This window comes from Pseudomonas shirazensis (assembly GCF_050496565.1).
GTDB lineage: Bacteria > Pseudomonadota > Gammaproteobacteria > Pseudomonadales > Pseudomonadaceae > Aquipseudomonas > Aquipseudomonas shirazensis_A.
The window spans coordinates 30,978-46,841 of record NZ_JBNWAE010000019.1 but is presented as its reverse complement, the minus strand read 5'-3'; the positions used below and the strand labels follow the sequence as shown (position 1 = coordinate 46,841).

Here is a 15,864-nt window from a genome sequence, read left to right as displayed (position 1 = left end):
CACTGGTGGGGCTGATACGGGGCGCTCGGCAGCTGTAAAGCCGCGTTGCAGAGTGCCCCGTGCTTGCAGGTCGTGATCAGAACAGGTTGAGCGGATAATCCACGATCAGGCGGATTTCATCGTTGTCCTGCTCGGCAGCATAGGCCTGGTTGGCGCGGTGGCTGGCATAGCGCAGCAGCACCGACAGGTCCTTGAAGTCGCCCTGCTGGAATACGTACTTGATGTCCAGGTCACGCTCCCAATGGGTAGCGTGCTTGCCGTCGGCATTGTAGTAGTCGTAGTAGGCGTTGTTTTGCGCTGCCTTGGTCAGGTCAGCTTCACCGCGTGAGTACGACAGTTCAGTGCTCAGGCCATCGACGCCGAGGCCGGCAAAATCATAGGCGTAGGCCAGCTTCCACGAGCGCTCGTTCGGTGCGTTGAAGTCCGAGTACATCCGCGAGTTGTCGAGGAACACGCTGTCACCCAGATTGATGTAGTCGAACGGCGTGTTGCCGTTGACCCGCTGATAGGCGGCGGTAACGCTGTGATGACCGGCGTTGACGGTGAAGTGCAGGCTGAAGGTGTTGTTGTCGATGTCGCCCAGCAGCGCCTGGCCGGTGTCCTGCGTGTGATAGAAGTGCAAACCCGGGTTAAGGCTAACCAAGTCGTTGACTGCATAGGTGTAGTCAAAGTCGAAGTAGTACTGGTTCCAGATGTCCTTGAGCTCGGCTGCATAGAGGTTGCTGGTGATCGCTTCGCTGCCGCTCCAGGAGGCGCCGGCCCAGCTCAGGTGCTGACTGTCGCGGTTATCCTGCAAGGCGCCGTAGTAAGTGTCGATGCGGCGGTGGCCGCTCTGGTTGTACGGTTTGGTGAAGCTGACCTGGCCACCTTCGAGGAGCAGGCCGTCGATGCTGTTGTTGCTCAGGCTGACGCCGCGAAAAGTCTGCGGCAGCATGCGCGTTTCGCCGCCGGCGATAACCGGGTTGCTGAGGAACAGGTCACCGGCCTTGAGCTCGGTGTCGAACGCCCTGAGCTTGAGCGCGGCACCGGCGGTGGAAAAGGAATGCGGCGCAGCGCCCAGCTCGCCGTTGGCCTTGGTGTGTTCAGGCAGGACGCTGGTGCCGGCATAGCCGCCACCGCCATCGAGCTTGAGCCCGAGCATGGCGTGCGCATCCAGGCCGAAGCCGACAGTGCCCGGGGTGTAGCCGGACTCGAAGCGGGCGACGAAACCCTGGCCCCATTCACGGTTGTCGCGCACGCCGCTATTGAGGTTGTTGCGGTTGAAGTAGGCGTTGCGCAGATGCAGGTTGAACGAGGAACCTGCAACAAAACCTTCAGCGGCTTCGTCGGCGTGGGTAACGCTTGGCATCGTTGCGGCGAATGCAATGAACAGCGGGGTGAAACGGAAAGCGGAAGACACCGGTTAGAGCTCCTTTGGTCTGACGGTGGGGCAATTTTTATTGTCGAAAAACGCAGTGACTGCAGTGAGTCAAGGTATCTGCGTGGTGCAAATTCTGGACATAAAAAAAAGCCGCTGATCAGCAGCGGCTTGAAGAGGCTAACACATCGGCGCTTAGGGCGCCCATGTGCAGGCCTTGGGAAGAGGGGCAGTTGCAGGCAGCTCGATCAGCTGTCGCTGGCAGCATCCTGGTCAGTCTTGGCAGCCGTCTGCTGCGCATCTTTGCTGGCCTCAGCCGACTGTGCGGCATAGCCTTCGCGGGCTTCTTGATGGACCGCTGCGAGGGCTGCGTTACGGGCGACAAAGGCCGGCGATTCTTCAGCCATGGCCAGCGGTGACAACAACAGGGAAGAGACAACGAACAGGCTCGCGATACCCATACTGTTGGACATTTGAAACAACCTTCTTGCGCTGCAAGTGTGAGTGAGGACAGGCGCCAAACTAGTCCTCTTCAGCCCGCAGAAACAGCATCCGGTTGGAGATGCACTGTTGCGGAAAAAGTAACGATAACCATCGAACGCCTCAGCTTTCAGCGGCAAACCCGCTGGCTTGAGCGCTCGGCAGGCGAATGCCGAAAGTGTTGCTGCCTTCGCTGCTGCGGACAAATACTTCACCGCCGTGCATCAGCGCGATTGCCTTGACGATCGCCAGGCCCAGGCCATGATTGCCAGCGCCGTTATTGCTGCGCGCGGCATCGACCCGGTAGAAGCGCTCGAACAACAGTTGTAGGTGCTCGTCGGCGATGGCTGGGCCGGGGTTGCTCACAGCAATGCTGACCTGCTCGGGCTGCGCTTCGATGCGTACGGTGATCACCTGGTCGGCCTGGGTGTGCTGCACGGCGTTGTGCAACAGATTTATCAGCGCTCGGCGCAACTGCGCGGTTTCGATCGGCGCGACAGCATCGCCGCTGACCCTGACCTGCACTTGAGCGTCTTCGAGGATGTAATCCAGGTAGTCGAGGGTGGTGGCCACTTCCGCGGCCAGCGACGCCTCGGTCAGTGCGGTGGCCTTGCTGCCCTGATCGGCGCTGGCCAGGAACAGCATGTCGTTGATGATGCTGCGCAGCCGTTCCAGCTCTTCAAGGTTTGATTGCAGTACGTCAAGGTAGTGCTCGGCGCTGCGCCCGCGGGTCAGTGCCACCTGGGTCTGGCCGATCAGGTTGGTCAGCGGCGAGCGCAGTTCGTGGGCGACATCGGCGTTGAACGCCTCGAGTCGCGAATAGGCGAGGGTGACCCGCTCCAGGGTGGCGTTGAAGGCGCCGGCAAACTGCGCCAGCTCAGGGGCCAGTTGCTCGGTCGGCAGCCGCCCATCCAGGCGCGGCACGGCCAGCGCCTGGGCTTTGCTGGAAAGCTCTGACAGCGGGCGCAAACCGATGCGTGCCACCCAGTAGCCCAGCAGAGCGGCCAGCAGCACGCCCAGCGCGGCCAGGCTGACGATGGCCACCAGCAAGCTGTGCTGCGCCTGCCAGAAGGTTTCGGTGTCGATGCCGATCATGAAGCGCAGCGCTGGCCGCTGTGCCAAGGGCGGCAGCTCGCTGACCAATATCTTGTACGGGTAGGGACTGCCGTTCAGGCGCAGGTCGCGCATGCCATCGGGGCCTTCGGCGAAGGCGCGGATCTGTTCGCTGGGTTTGCCGTACTCGAACTGCGGGTCGCTACTGACCGCCCAGAAGCGGATGCGCCGGTCTTCTTCGCTGAGCAGGTTGAGCTTGTTGCTGACCTTGAGCCAGTGCTCGTGGGTGCCGAAGCGCTTCAGGGTTGACTCGAGCACGCTGTAGCGGGCGTCCAGTTCGGCCGCAGGCAGCAGGTCGAGGCTGCGGTCGACCTGGCGGTACAGCGCGGCGCCGATCAGCAGGAACACCGCCAGCGCCACCAGCATGAACAAGCCAGCCAGGCGCAGCGCGATGGAATTAACCGGCACGGTTTTCCAGGACATAGCCCATGCCTCTGATGGTATGCAGCAGCTTGTTGGCGAACGGCCCGTCGAGTTTGGCCCGCAGGCGTTTGATCGCCACCTCGACGACATTCGCGTCGCTGTCGAAGTTGATGTCCCAGACCAGCTCGGCGATGGCGGTCTTGGAGAGGATTTCGCCCTGGCGCCGGGCCAGCACGCTGAGCAGCGAGAACTCTTTGGCGGTCAGCTCCAGACGCTGCCCGGCGCGGCTGGCCTTGCGGCTGATCAGGTCGATCGAGAGGTCAGCGACCTGCACCTGCAGCGGCTCATGATTGCTGCTGCGGCGAGTCAGCGCCTGCAGGCGGGCGACCAGTTCGAGAAACGAAAACGGTTTGCCGAGGTAGTCGTCAGCGCCCTCGCGCAGGCCGTGGATACGGTCTTCGACGCGCTCGCGGGCAGTCAGCATGATCACCGGCGTCTGCTTGCGTGCGCGCAGGCCACGCAGCACGCCGTAGCCATCCAGGCCGGGGAGCATGACGTCGAGCACGATCACGTCATAGTCGCTATGCAGGGCCAGGTGCAGGCCGTCGGTGCCATCGCGGGCGACGTCAACGGTGAAGCCTTGTTCACTCAGGCCACGGTGCAGGTAGTCGGCGGTTTTTTCTTCGTCTTCGACGATCAGTACTCGCATGGTCTGCTCTCAGCTGATACGTGGCGCGGCGGCGTCGGTGTGGCGGCGATGGAACAGGCGCTCCAGCGCCAGGTAGATCACCGGCGTGGTGAACAGTGTCAGCGCCTGGCTCACCAGCAAACCGCCGACCACGGCGATGCCCAGCGGCTGGCGCAGTTCGGCACCGGTGCCAAAGCCGAACATCAATGGCACTGCGCCCAGCAGCGCAGCCAGGGTGGTCATGATGATCGGCCTGAAACGCGTCAGGCACGCCTGATGAATGGCCTGCTCCGGGCTCATGCCGTGTTTGCGCTGAGCCTCGAGGGCGAAGTCGATCAACAGGATACCGTTCTTCTTGACGATGCCGATCAGCAGCACCACGCCGATCAGGCCCATGATGCTGAAGTCCTGCCCCATCGCCCAGAGCAGAATCAGCGCACCGAGGCCCGCTGATGGTAAGGTCGAAATGATGGTCAGCGGGTGTACGAAGCTCTCGTAGAGCACGCCGAGGATGATGTACACCGCTACCAGCGCAGCGAGGATCAGCCACGGCTGGCTCGACAGCGAACTCTGAAAGGCCTGTGCCGCGCCCTGGAAGTTGCCGCTGATCGAATCGGGCATGCCCAGTTCGCGCTGGGTCTGCTCGAGGATGCGTACGGCATCGCCAAGGGCCACGCCCGGCGCCAGGTTGAATGACAGGTTGGCGGCCGGGAACAGGCCGTCATGGGCGATCGACAGCGGCCCGGTACTCGGCGCAGCGACGTGCGCTACCGCGGCCAGTGGCACCATCTCGCCGGTCAGCGGCGAGCGCAGATAGAAGTAGTTGAGGCTCTCGGCCTTGCCACGCTGGCGCGCGTCCAGTTCGAGTATCACCTTGTACTGGTTGGTCTCGGTCTGGAATTCGCTGATCTGCCGCTGGCCGAAGGCGTCGTACAGTGCCTGGTCGATATCGGTGGTGGTCAGGCCGAAGCGTGCCGCCGCCTGGCGGTCGATGTCGATGCGGGTGACGCTGGCGCCCAGTTGCAGGTCATTGGACAGGTCACGCAGGGCCGGCACTTCGCGCAGGCGCTCGGTCAGGCGTTGGGTCCAGAGGTTGAGGGCAACGCCGTCGTTGCTTTTGAGCACATATTGATACTGGGTGCGCGACGGCCCGGAGCTGAGGTTGATGTCCTGGCCGGCGCGCATGTACAGCACCACGCCGGGCACCTTGGCCAGTTGCGGGCGCAGCCGGTCGATCAATTCGCTGGCGGTGACGTCGCGCTCGCCGCGGGGTTTCAGGGCAATCCAGAATCGGCCGTTGGCGATGGTCTGGTTGTTGCCGGTCACCCCCACTGCGTGGGAGAAGGCACGTACTGCCGGGTCAGCCTCGATGATCTTGGCCAACGCTTCGTGCTTGGCGACCATCGCCGGGTACGATACATCCGCCGCCGCTTCGCTGGTGCCGAGAATGAAGCCGGTGTCCTGCAGCGGGAAGAAGCCCTTGGGGATGGCCACGTAACCGACCACCGCCAGCGCCAGGGTCAGGCCGAACACGCCAAGGGTCAGGCGCTGGTGGGCGAGGGCGCGATTCAGGCCCTTTTCATACCAGCGCAGCAAGCGCTCACCGAAACCGCCATGCTGCTCGGCACTCGGCCGACGCATGAACAGGGCGCTGAGTGTGGGTGCCAGGGTCAGCGAGACCAGCACCGAAATCAGGATGGTCGCGGTGGCGGTCAGGGCGAATTCCTTGAACAGCCGACCGACCACTCCGCCCATGAACAGCAGCGGGATGAACGCGGCAATCAGCGAGAAGCTGATTGAAATCACCGTGAAGCCGATCTCGCCGGCGCCTTTGATCGCCGCTGTACGGCTGTCATCGCCGGCTTCAAGGTGACGGTGAATGTTCTCGACCACGACGATGGCATCGTCGACCACAAAGCCGACCGAAATCACGATCGCGACCAGGGTCAGGTTGTTCAGGCTGAAGCCCATCACGTACATCAGTGCGCAACTGGCAATCAGCGACACGCCAAGCACGCTGGACACCACCAGGGTCGCCGACCACTGGCGCAGGAACAACGCCATCACGCCGATCACCAGCACTACCGCGATCAGCAAGGTCAGCTCGACCTCGTGCAGTGACGCGCGGATGGTCTGGGTACGGTCCTGCAGCACCGACACTTCGACCGAGGCCGGCAGCATTTCCTGCAAGCGCGGCAGCGCCGCCAGCACGCGGTCGACGGTGTCGACGATATTCGCCCCCGGCTGGCGAAACACCACCAGATTGAGCCCGAGCTGATCGCCGGCCCAGGATTTGACATAGGCGTTCTCGGCGCCCTCGATGACCTTGGCGACATCGCTCAGGTACACCGGCGCGCCATCGCGATAGGACACGATCAGCCGGGCGTAGTCCTCGGGATGAAACAGCTGATCGTTGGCGCTGATGGTCGACACACTGTGTTCACCGTACAGCGCGCCTTTGGCCAGGTTGAGGCTGGTCTGCTGAATGGCCAGGCGGATGTCGGCCAGGGTCAGGCCGATGGCGGCGAGTTTTTCCGGCTGCGCCTGGACCCGGATGGCCGGGCGCAGCTGGCCGGAAATATTGATCAGGCCGACCCCGTCGATCTGGCTCAGCTGGCGCGCGAGCAAGGTCTCGACGTAGTCACTCAGTTCGTTGCCGGGCATTTGCGCCGAGCTGACGGTAAGCACCAGCACCGGGCTGTCGGCCGGGTTGACCTTGCGCCAGGTCGGCGGGTTGGGCAGGTCCTGGGGCAGTTTCGAGGTGGCCGTGTTGATCGCTGCCTGGACTTCCTGGGCGGCGGTGTCGATGTTCTTGTCGAGGCTGAACTGCAGGATCAGGTTGGTCGAACCCAGTGCGCTGCTGCTGGTCATCTGGGCCAGGCCGGGGATGGCGCTGAACTGCACCTCTAAAGGCGTGGCCACCGATGAAGCCATGGTTTCAGGGCTGGCCCCGGGCAGTTGGGTGGTGACCTGAATGGTTGGAAAATCCGCCTCTGGCAGCGGTGCCACTGGCAACCTTGGGAAGGCAATTGCGCCGAGCAGGATCAGCGCGAAGGTCAGCAGCAGGGTTGCCACCGGGTGATCGATGCACCAGGCCGAGAGGCCGTTGCGGCTGTTCATGGCTGTGGCCTGCGCTCGGCCAGCTCGGTGCTGGCGGGTGCATCGCCGAGCACGTCGACGCGCGCGCCAGGTTTGAGCCGCGACTGGCCATCGAGTACCAACTGATCGCCGGCGGCTACCCCGCTGATGATGGTCAGGTCGCTGTCCTGAAACAGCGCCTTGACCGGCACGCTGGTGACCTTGTCGCCGTCCAGTCGATAGACATAGTGGCCATCGACGCCGCGTTGCACCACCGGCGGTGGCACCACCAGCGCGCCGCGATCAAGCCCTGTGCGCAGTTTGACCGTGACCAGTTGGCCGGGCCAGAGCAGGCCGTCCTCGTTGTCGAATGTGGCCTTGATGCGCAGGGTGCCGGTGTTGGCCGATATCTGGTTGTCGATCAAGGCCAGGCGGCCTTCACCGAGCAGCGTGCGCTGATTATCGGCATCCATGAACGCTTGCACCAGTGCCGGCTCGGGTGCCTTGAGCAACTGCTGCAGGGTGGGCAGCAGTTGTTGCGGCAGGGCAAACTCGACTGCAATTGGATCGATCTGGGTCACGCTGAACAGGCTCTGGGTATCGCTGCTGCGCACCAGATTGCCGGGGTCGACATTGCGGATACCGACCCGCCCGGTGACCGGCGAGCGAATCTGTGTGTACGACAGCTGCACCTGCGCGTTGACGATGGCCGCCTGATTGCCTTTGGCGGTTGCCTGCAGCTGCTTGACCAGCGCCTGTTGCTGGTCAAAGGTCTGCTTCGATACGCCGTCATCGCTGCTGAGCAAGCGATAGCGTTTGAGATCGACCGCAGCTACCTGCAACTGCGCCTGGCTCTGCTCGAGCAAGGCGCGGGCCTGATCGAGGCTGGCGCGGATGGCCCGGTCGTCAATGACCGCGAGCAGATCGCCCTGCTTGACCCACTGGCCTTCCTTGACCAGCACCTGGGTGAGGATGCCGTCGACCTGCGGGCGGATCTGCACGCTGTGCAGCGACAGCACGCTGCCGATCGCCGTGGCGAAGCGCGGCACGTCCTGCTGCTCCACCTTGATCACCCGCACCGGCACTGCGCTGGGCGCGTGATTCTGCGGCGCTGCCTGGCGCTGGCTGAACCACCACGCAAGCGCGAGCAGGACGAGCAGCGCAACACACAGCACAATCACAGAGCGGGACGGACGTCGCATCGGGTCTGGCACCGTAGCCGAAGGGGAGGGAGAAACGCTTGGGTCTACTCACAGCTTATAGCCCGGCAACCGGGTCGCCAGGGTGACAGCCAGCTGTCAGCGCTGACAGTTTTGCCCTGCAGAGCGGCGCGCTCAATGCCTGCGCCGCACTGCAGTGTCGTTCAGAAACCGATAAAGGCGTAGTACTGCGGCGTCTCGGCGGCCGTGCGCAGGCCATGTTCTAGCAGCTCGGCGCTCAGCGCAGGGTCGACCACATGCACGCTCCAGGCAGCACGCTCAGCGCTGGCGACTTGCTCCAGCGCTGTGCTGAATGCGCCCATGTCCGGCAGGTACGCAGTGAAGCCGTTGCCTTTCAGGGCACTGGTGTTCATCCCCAGCGCTTCGCAGATGGCTACCTTGGCGGCGATGTCGTCGCGGTCGGCCTGGCGTGACGCGGCGATCAGTGCGACCAGCTGCGGATCGGCCAGCATCTGCCCATGGATCAACTCAGGGCCTTGTTGCCATGCCTCGGGCGGGCAGTCCTTGTTCTCCGGGCGCAGCGGCAGATGCGGATTGATCTCGGCGGGATAGATCCGGCACACCAGCGGGCGGGTTTCATAGATACGGCACAGGTCGCCTTCATCGAGGTTGCGGCAGCGGCCAGGGTTGAACGCGGCAAAGGTCACTGACACGCGCAGCTCGGCGGCGCCGCAACTGACCGGATATGAACGCCCCAGCACATGTTCGCGCTGGTCCACCGGCATGCCCGGGCCATCACTGACGAAGCCTTCGATCAACACCACTACCTGCCCCTCTGCCGCCGCCCATTGGCGGGCCTCGGCGAGGGTCAGTGGCACATGGTGGCCGGTGCAGCACTTGCCACAGCCGGTGCAGGCAAAACGAATGGGTGGGTTCACTTGGCGCTGGGGTTCCACTCGCTGACGTAGGCCTGCTTGTGCGCACGGTCATACAGGCACAGCTCGGTGCCGGTGTGCTTTTTCATGTGCTTTTGCGGGTAGATGCCTTCGATCAGCAGGGCGCTGTAGCCGACCCGATCATCGAACTCGGTGGGTTTGCCGCGGGCGTGGGCGTCTTTCAGTTGGCTGGCGGCCAGGCAGTCCTTGAGCATCTGCTGGCGATATTCGTTCCAGGCTTCACTGCTGGAAGCCTGGGCGACACCGCTGCTCAGGGCGCAGGCGGCGAGGAGGTAGCGCAAATACTTCATACAGGGTACCGGTAACAATTGCCCAGGGAGCGCCGATTATGCCTGACTCGTCACCCGCTGGGCATGCAGCTGGCGGTGTGCGCCGGGCAAATGGCAACCAGGTGTTACCGTTCGGCGAACACCACGGTGCGCGCTGCGGTCACCAGGCACTCGGTGAGGTCGGGCGAGGAGAACTTGGTGAGGATCGCGTTGGCGCCGGCGTTTTTCGCCTTCTCGCTGCTCATGGCGCTGTCCAGCGAGGTGTGCAGGAGGATGTACAGGTGCTGGAAGTCCGGCGTCTCGCGCAGGGTACGGGTGAAGGCGTAGCCGTCCATCTCGGACATCTCGATATCCGAGACGATGATGTTGATCTCGCGTTCGGTGCCTTGCAGCTCGAGCAGGACGTTGATCGCATCCTTGGCACTGCGCGCGGTGTGGCACTCGATACCGAGGCCGCGCAGGGTGTGCACCGACTGCTGCAGGGCAACCTGGCTGTCATCGACCACCAGAATGTTGGCGGCCGCGAGCAGGCTGGCGTCTTCCTCGCCGAGTTCACCCGGCAGCGGCTCGGCTGGCGCCGGGGCGATGGCGTGGATGACCTTCTCGATATCCAGCACCTGCACCAGGGTGTTGTCGACCCGGGTCACGCCGGTGATGAACGAGCGGTTGCCCGAGCCGAATGGCGGCGGTTTGATGTCGGTGCTCAGGCAATGCACGATGCGGCTGACGGCCTGTACATGCAGGCCTTGGCGCGAGCGGCTGATCTCGGTGACGATCAGGCAGCCGCCATCGGGATCGGCCAGCGGCCGTTCGCCGATGGCCAGCGACAGGTCGATCACCGACAGCGAGTTGCCGCGCAGAGTGGCCACGCCTTTGACGTGCGGGTGCGACTCGGGCAGCTTGGTCAGCTGTGGGCAGGTGATGATTTCGCTGACCTTGAGCAGGTTGATCGCCATCAGCTTGCCGCTGCGCAGGGTGAACAGCAGCAGCGACAACGAGTCCGCGCGGGCATTTTGGGTGGCCATGGGCAACCTTCGGCTAAGTCAGAATAGGGAGGATGCCGGGTTATCGGCCTGCCCGGCCCAGGCTTTAGCACCATCCTTTACCAACGGCGTACGCGCACTGTGTAGGAGGGGCCTTGCCGGGGCGTCGGACCGGTCGGAAAGGCCAGCGCAGCTGGCCCGGCAATCTTGCGGTATTGCAAAAATCTTGGGGCCGCTACGCGACCCTTTCGCGACACAAGGCCGCTCCTACAGGGACCGCGTTGCTCTTGGGGCGACCTGTTCAACGTTCGCGCAGCGCCTCTTTGACGCGATGAGCGGTTTGATCAGGTAATCGAGGATGGTTTTTTCGCCGCTGCGGACATCCACCGTGGCGCCATGCCCGGGACATTTTATCAACGGCGTACGCGCACTACTGTAGGAGCGGCCTTGTGTCGCGAAAGGGCTGCGTAGCGGCCCCAGGATCTGCGCAACACCACTGAATCGTCGGGCCCGCTTTGCGGGCCTTTCCGACCGGTCCGGCGCCCCGGCAAGGCCGCTCCTGCGGGGACCGCGTTGGTCTTGGGGCGAGCTGTTCAACGTTCGCGAAGGGCTTCTTTGGCTCGATTGAGCGGCTTGATCAGATAATCGAGGATGGTTTTTTCGCCGCTGCGGATATCCACCGTGGCGATCATGCCCGGGACAATGGCGAAATGTTTGCCGGCCTTGTTCTGCAGGCTGTCCTGTTCGGTGCGGATGAACACCCGGTAGTAATAGATCTCGGGTTTGAATTCGTCCTGCAGGGTATCTGGCGAGATACCCACCACCTTGCCTTCGAGGCCGCCATAGATCGAGTAGTCGTAGGCGCTGATCTTGACCTTGGCCGCCTGATCGGGGTGGATGAAGGCGATATCGCGCGGGGCAATGCGCGTTTCGATCAGCAGGCGCTCGTCCATCGGCACGATTTTCATCACCTGGCCACCTGGCTGCACCACCCCGCCAAGGGTATTCACTTCGATATCCTTGACGATGCCGCGCACCGGCGAGCGCAGGGTCAGGCGGGACAGCGAGTCGTTGCGGCCGCGGATCACCTGCTCGAGGCTGTCGGCTTCGGCACTGGCCCTGGCCAGGTCTTCGCGGGCGCGCACCAGGTAGTCCGAGCGCGCTTCGTTGGCCTTGAGTTCGAGCTCCGAGCGCTGGCGGTTGAGGCGGATCACTTCGACCCGGCTGGAGGCGCCCATCTTGGCCAGGTTTTCGGTGATCTTCAGTTCGCTGCGCACCAGCCGCAGCGAGTCCTCGATGCCGGCCAGGGTCTGCTCGAGGCCGCGGCGCCGGGTCTGGTACAGCGCGGTTTCGGTCTCGATCAGCTCCGGCGACTTGCTCAGGCTGGGCGGGAATTTCAGCGGCTTGCCGGTGACCTCGGCGCGCAAGCGGGCGACGCTGGCCAGCGCTGCCCAGTACTTGGCCTCGCTCTCGCCGACGCTGGATGAAGTCTTGGTTGGATCGAGCTGGGCCAGCACCTGGTCGCGCTCGACCAGATCGCCTTCGGCGACGTTCATCTGCGCGACGATGCCGCCTTCGAACGACTGGATCACCTGTTCGCGTGAACTGGGAATGACCTTGCCGGTGCCGGTCGACACCTCGACCACCTCGAACCACGCCGCCCAGGCCAGAAACGCCGCCAGCATCAAGGCGCAGACCATGATGATGCGCCCGGCGCGGAGCACGGCGTGGTCGTCTTCGCCATCCAGGTATGAAGCCGGAAGTTCGTGGCTGCTCATGCTTTGCCTCCCTGGCCTGGCTGACCGCCCTGGCTCAAACGTGACAGGGCAGCGTCACGTTTGTCGTCGATGATGATCCGCCCGCCATCGAGCACCAGCACCCGATCGACCCGTTGCAGGACGCTCATGCGGTGGGTGGCGATGATCAGCGTGCGGCCCTGACAGAAACGCTCGAGGTTATCCAGCAGGCGCCGTTCGCTGATGTCATCCAGCGACGCGGTCGGCTCATCAAGCAGCAGCACCTGTGGCTGGCGCACCAGCAGCCGCGCCAGCACCAGTGCCTGGCGTTGCCCGCCGGACAAGCCTGCGCCGCCTTCGAGCACCAGGTGGTCCATGCCCTTGGGCAATTGCCGGACGAATTCCAGCGCGCCACTGGCGGCCAGGGCGGCGAGCAGTTCCTGATCGCTGGCCTGGCCCGCGCCGAGGGTGAGGTTTTCCCGCAGGGTGCCGTGGAACAGTCGCGAGTACTGCGCCAACAAGCCGACGTCGCGGCGCAGGTCAGCCGGGTCGAGGTGGGCCATGGCGATGCCATCGAGCGTGACCTCGCCCTCGACCAGATCCATCGCCCCGCCCAGGGCCTGCAGCAGGGTCGACTTGCCCGCGCCATTGCGGCCCAGAATCGCGATGCGTTCGCCGGGCTGGATGTTCAGTTGACTGATGTTCAGGGCCGGCGGTGATTCAGGGCTATAGCGGAAATTGGCCTGGCGCAGCTGATACTCGCCACGAATCGCCGGCAGGTGCACACGCGCTTCGCCTTCGGGATGATCGACCGGTGACTGCATCAACTTGTCCAGCCCTTGCAGGGCGACCTTGGCCTGTTGCCAGCGGGTCAGCACGTGGGTCAGTTGGGCCATGGGCGCCATCATCCGCGACGACAGCATGGACGCAGCGACCAGGCTGCCGGTGGTCAGATCACCGGCAATCACCATCGGCGCGCCGACCACGATGACCACGGCAAACACCGCGCCCTGGACGTTCTGGGTCCAGGTCACCAGGCCATTGGTCAGTGTGCGCAGGCGCAGATTGCTGTGGGCGCAGGCGGCGTTGTACTGGTTCCACTGGCGCTCGAAGCGGGCCTCGGCCTGCAGTGCCTTGATCTCGTCCATGCCCTGGATGCTCTCGACCAGCATGGCGTTGCGCAGCGCCGACTCGCGCATTGACGCGTTGGCCAGGCGCGCCAGCCGCCGCTGCGCGAGCAGGCCGGGCAGGAGCATGGCCACCAGTGCTGCCAACGGGATCACCACCAGCACGCCGCCGATCAACCAGAACACCAGCAGGAACAACAGGAAGAACGGCAAATCGGCCAGCGCCGTGGCAGTGCTGGAGGTGATCAGGTCGCGGATCTGTTCCAGTTCGCGCAACTGTGAGATGAACGAGCCGGTAGATTTTGGCCGCACCGAGTTGCGCAGGCGCAGGGCGTGGCCGAAGACCAGGTCGGAGATGCGCAGGTCGGCGCGTTTGCCGAGCAGGTCGGTGACCTTCAGGCGCAGCAGGCGCATGCTGAAGTCGAACACCAGCGCCAGCACTACGCCGCCGAACAACACGTACAGGGTCGGCAGCGATTCGGCCGGAATCACCCGGTCGTATACCTGCATCGAGAACAGCACCCCGGCCAGTGCCAGCACGTTGGCCACCAGCGAGGCGAGCATGACCTGGCCATACGGGCGCAGGTCGCGCAGGACGATGCGGGCGAACCAGTGGCGGTCATACGGCGCGGTGTAGTCGTCGGTGCGCACATCGCGCAACGGCCGCGCCGGACGCAGCAGGGCCACCCGCACGATGCGGCCGGTCAGCGCCTCACGAGGCAGGCGCGAGGTCAGCCCCTGATCACCGGCAAACACCACCGCAAGATCGTTTTCTTCGGTAACCGCCTCGACCGTGGCCAACTGGCCGTCGTCGAGTTCCAGCACCATCGGCGTGCGCCACTGGCGCAGGCCTTTGGCATCAAAGCGGACGAAACGCAGGGTCAGCCCGGCCTGGCGCGCCATGTGCCGCAGGATCTCGTCCAGCGGCCGTGCATCCTCGATAGCGGCCAGGCGGATGCGCTGCGGTGAGACGTCCAGGCGGTAGTAGTGGGCGACCTGCAGCATCACCTCCAGCCACGGTCCGAGGTCAGCCCGGGGCGTTGCATCCGGCGCGGGCGCGGCCTGTTGCGTCTGCTGCAGGTCAAGGTTGACGGTGTCGGTCATGGTTGAATCTCCACGCCTTGCAGGCTGCGGCCTTCCAGGGCGAAGGCCGAGCGCAGCGCACTGCTGTTGTAGAGGCAGTCGATATCCAGCCGGAGCAGGTCCGAGCGGGTGCCGGCCAGTTCGAAGCGTGACTGGTAGATTTCCTGCTCGGCGTTGAGCAGGTCGAGCAGCGGTCGTGTGCCGAGGTCCAGGTACTGTCGGCCATAGAGCATGCGTGCCTCCTGGATGCTGACCTGACGCGCTTCCAGCGAGCGCAGCCGCCGCGCCAGGCCGGCGGTCTGCGCCTGTGCCTCGGCCAGGCCGCGGCGGGCCTGCAGGCGGGCGGCGTCTTCGGCAGCGTCGGCCGAGGTCAGCGCGTAACCGGCGGCGCGGCTGCGGGCACTGACGGCGCCGCCTTGATAAATCGGCACTTCGAGGTTGAGGTAAATGCCGGCCTGGGTGCGGTCGAGGCGCGAATTGTCGCGGTCGTATTCGTTGTCCAGGTAATGATTGACCTGCGGCTGCAACGACAGGGTCGGGTAGGCTTCGGCCTTGGCCTGGGCCAACTCGGCCTGGGACTGCGCGCGCAAGGCCAGGGCCATCAGCACCGCTGGCAAGCGCTCGTCGCCGCCTTGGACGCGGCTGCAGGCACCCTCGAGTTGGCGCGGTGACTCCTCGGCCAGCGCCGGTGGCGAGATGCGCCCGAGCAGCGCCGCCAGGGTTGAGCGCCAGCGTTGATGCTGCGCTTGATATTCAGCGAAGGTGGCTCGCGCGCTCTCGACCCGTGACTCGGCCTGCACCGTGTCGGACCGGGCGCTGGCGCCCATGTCGCTGCGTTGCCGGGCGAGCTCGACGATATCGCCGACGCCGCGGATCTGCTCGCGGGCAATCAGCGTCAGTTGCTCGTAGCGGCGGGTTTCGATCCAGGCATAGGCGGTGTCGCGGGCAAGGTCATCGAGTACCAGCAGGATGTTGGCCTGGGCCCGGGCGGCAGCGGCGCGGGCGGCGCTGACGGCGTTGTCGACCTTGCCGAAGTCATACAGCATCTGCTTGAGCGACAAGTTCAAGGCCTGGCTGCTGCGGTCGGCGCCGTTGCCGGTGTCGTAGCCGCCGCGCAGGCCGCCGGAAATCTGCGGGTAATAACCGGCGCGGGCGACGTTGATGCCTTCGCCCTGCTTGTACAGGTTGCCCACCGCCTCGGCGATGCTGGGGTGCCATTGCGCAGCCATCAGCACCGCTTCGTCGATGCCGAGGCGGTCGCCAGCTATTGCCGACTGGCCGACCGGCGCGCGCGCCGGTAGGGCATCCGGAGCATCGCGCAACAACGACGGGCCGATCTGGCGCAGTTGCGGGTCTATGTCATCGGCCGCCATGGCGGCCGGGTAAAGGTTGTACGCGAGGAGCCCGAGGGCTCCCACTAACAGCGGTGACAGCTGACAGCCTCGCTTCACAGGTTTCCCTTACTGCTGGT

12 protein-coding genes are annotated in these 15,864 nt (G+C 64.5%); all 12 read right to left on the bottom strand.

Annotated elements, in window-relative coordinates; genetic code table 11:
* Nucleotides 1-76: 76 nt before the first annotated feature.
* The 12 genes from ACQZ2L_RS22020 to ACQZ2L_RS21965 all read right to left on the bottom strand — a co-directional run bounded on the left by ACQZ2L_RS22020 (nt 77) and on the right by ACQZ2L_RS21965 (nt 15,844).
* Nucleotides 77-1,399: an OprD family porin gene (locus ACQZ2L_RS22020; RefSeq protein WP_430327852.1), complete on the bottom strand. Its 1,323-nt coding sequence runs from the start codon at nt 1,397-1,399 to the stop codon at nt 77-79.
* A gap of 206 nt (nt 1,400-1,605) precedes the next feature.
* Nucleotides 1,606-1,830, bottom strand: coding sequence for a hypothetical protein (locus ACQZ2L_RS22015; RefSeq protein WP_430327851.1), 225 nt, complete (start codon nt 1,828-1,830; stop codon nt 1,606-1,608).
* 130 nt (nt 1,831-1,960) lie between these two features.
* The gene (locus ACQZ2L_RS22010) at nt 1,961-3,373 is read right to left on the bottom strand and encodes a heavy metal sensor histidine kinase (protein ID WP_430327850.1); all 1,413 of its coding nucleotides are present in this window, start codon (nt 3,371-3,373) and stop codon (nt 1,961-1,963) included.
* Nucleotides 3,348-4,022: a heavy metal response regulator transcription factor gene (locus ACQZ2L_RS22005; RefSeq protein WP_103436083.1), complete on the bottom strand. Its 675-nt coding sequence runs from the start codon at nt 4,020-4,022 to the stop codon at nt 3,348-3,350. The genes ACQZ2L_RS22010 and ACQZ2L_RS22005 overlap by 26 nt, the downstream gene beginning before the upstream one ends.
* Before the next feature lie 9 nt (nt 4,023-4,031).
* Nucleotides 4,032-7,121: a multidrug efflux RND transporter permease subunit gene (locus ACQZ2L_RS22000; protein ID WP_430327849.1), complete on the bottom strand. Its 3,090-nt coding sequence runs from the start codon at nt 7,119-7,121 to the stop codon at nt 4,032-4,034.
* A complete protein-coding gene (locus tag ACQZ2L_RS21995) occupies nt 7,118-8,281 on the bottom strand; it encodes an efflux RND transporter periplasmic adaptor subunit (RefSeq protein ID WP_430327848.1) in 1,164 nt (387 codons plus the stop codon). The genes ACQZ2L_RS22000 and ACQZ2L_RS21995 overlap by 4 nt, the downstream gene beginning before the upstream one ends.
* A gap of 161 nt (nt 8,282-8,442) precedes the next feature.
* Nucleotides 8,443-9,177 carry a YkgJ family cysteine cluster protein gene (locus ACQZ2L_RS21990; RefSeq protein WP_430327847.1) on the bottom strand — a complete coding sequence of 245 codons (735 nt, stop codon included), beginning with the start codon at nt 9,175-9,177 and terminating at the stop codon, nt 8,443-8,445.
* A complete protein-coding gene (locus ACQZ2L_RS21985) occupies nt 9,174-9,485 on the bottom strand; it encodes a hypothetical protein (RefSeq protein ID WP_430327846.1) in 312 nt (103 codons plus the stop codon). Before ACQZ2L_RS21985 ends, ACQZ2L_RS21990 begins: the two co-directional genes overlap by 4 nt.
* Before the next feature lie 104 nt (nt 9,486-9,589).
* The gene (locus ACQZ2L_RS21980) at nt 9,590-10,489 is read right to left on the bottom strand and encodes a chemotaxis protein (RefSeq protein WP_101316622.1); all 900 of its coding nucleotides are present in this window, start codon (nt 10,487-10,489) and stop codon (nt 9,590-9,592) included.
* Between the two features lie 551 nt (nt 10,490-11,040).
* A complete protein-coding gene (locus ACQZ2L_RS21975; protein ID WP_430327845.1) occupies nt 11,041-12,225 on the bottom strand; it encodes an HlyD family type I secretion periplasmic adaptor subunit in 1,185 nt (394 codons plus the stop codon).
* Nucleotides 12,222-14,414 (bottom strand): type I secretion system permease/ATPase, encoded by a 2,193-nt coding sequence (locus tag ACQZ2L_RS21970; protein ID WP_430327844.1) that lies wholly within the window; start codon nt 14,412-14,414, stop codon nt 12,222-12,224. The genes ACQZ2L_RS21975 and ACQZ2L_RS21970 overlap by 4 nt, the downstream gene beginning before the upstream one ends.
* On the bottom strand, nt 14,411-15,844 hold the full coding sequence (locus tag ACQZ2L_RS21965) for a TolC family outer membrane protein (RefSeq protein WP_430327843.1): 1,434 nt from the start codon (nt 15,842-15,844) through the stop codon (nt 14,411-14,413). Before ACQZ2L_RS21965 ends, ACQZ2L_RS21970 begins: the two co-directional genes overlap by 4 nt.
* Nucleotides 15,845-15,864: the final 20 nt, after the last annotated feature.

What these genes read in the sequence shown, in the direction of transcription:
- ACQZ2L_RS22015 (WP_430327851.1), bottom strand. Translation starts at nt 1,830, where the DNA reads ATGTCCAACAGTATGGGTATCGCGAGCCTGTTCGTTGTCTCTTCCCTG.
- ACQZ2L_RS22010 (WP_430327850.1), bottom strand. Translation starts at nt 3,373, where the DNA reads ATGTCCTGGAAAACCGTGCCGGTTAATTCCATCGCGCTGCGCCTGGCT.
- ACQZ2L_RS22005 (WP_103436083.1), bottom strand. Translation starts at nt 4,022, where the DNA reads ATGCGAGTACTGATCGTCGAAGACGAAGAAAAAACCGCCGACTACCTG.
- ACQZ2L_RS22000 (WP_430327849.1), bottom strand. Translation starts at nt 7,121, where the DNA reads ATGAACAGCCGCAACGGCCTCTCGGCCTGGTGCATCGATCACCCGGTG.
- ACQZ2L_RS21995 (WP_430327848.1), bottom strand. Translation starts at nt 8,281, where the DNA reads ATGCGACGTCCGTCCCGCTCTGTGATTGTGCTGTGTGTTGCGCTGCTC.
- ACQZ2L_RS21985 (WP_430327846.1), bottom strand. Translation starts at nt 9,485, where the DNA reads ATGAAGTATTTGCGCTACCTCCTCGCCGCCTGCGCCCTGAGCAGCGGT.
- ACQZ2L_RS21980 (WP_101316622.1), bottom strand. Translation starts at nt 10,489, where the DNA reads ATGGCCACCCAAAATGCCCGCGCGGACTCGTTGTCGCTGCTGCTGTTC.
- ACQZ2L_RS21975 (WP_430327845.1), bottom strand. Translation starts at nt 12,225, where the DNA reads ATGAGCAGCCACGAACTTCCGGCTTCATACCTGGATGGCGAAGACGAC.
- ACQZ2L_RS21970 (WP_430327844.1), bottom strand. Translation starts at nt 14,414, where the DNA reads ATGACCGACACCGTCAACCTTGACCTGCAGCAGACGCAACAGGCCGCG.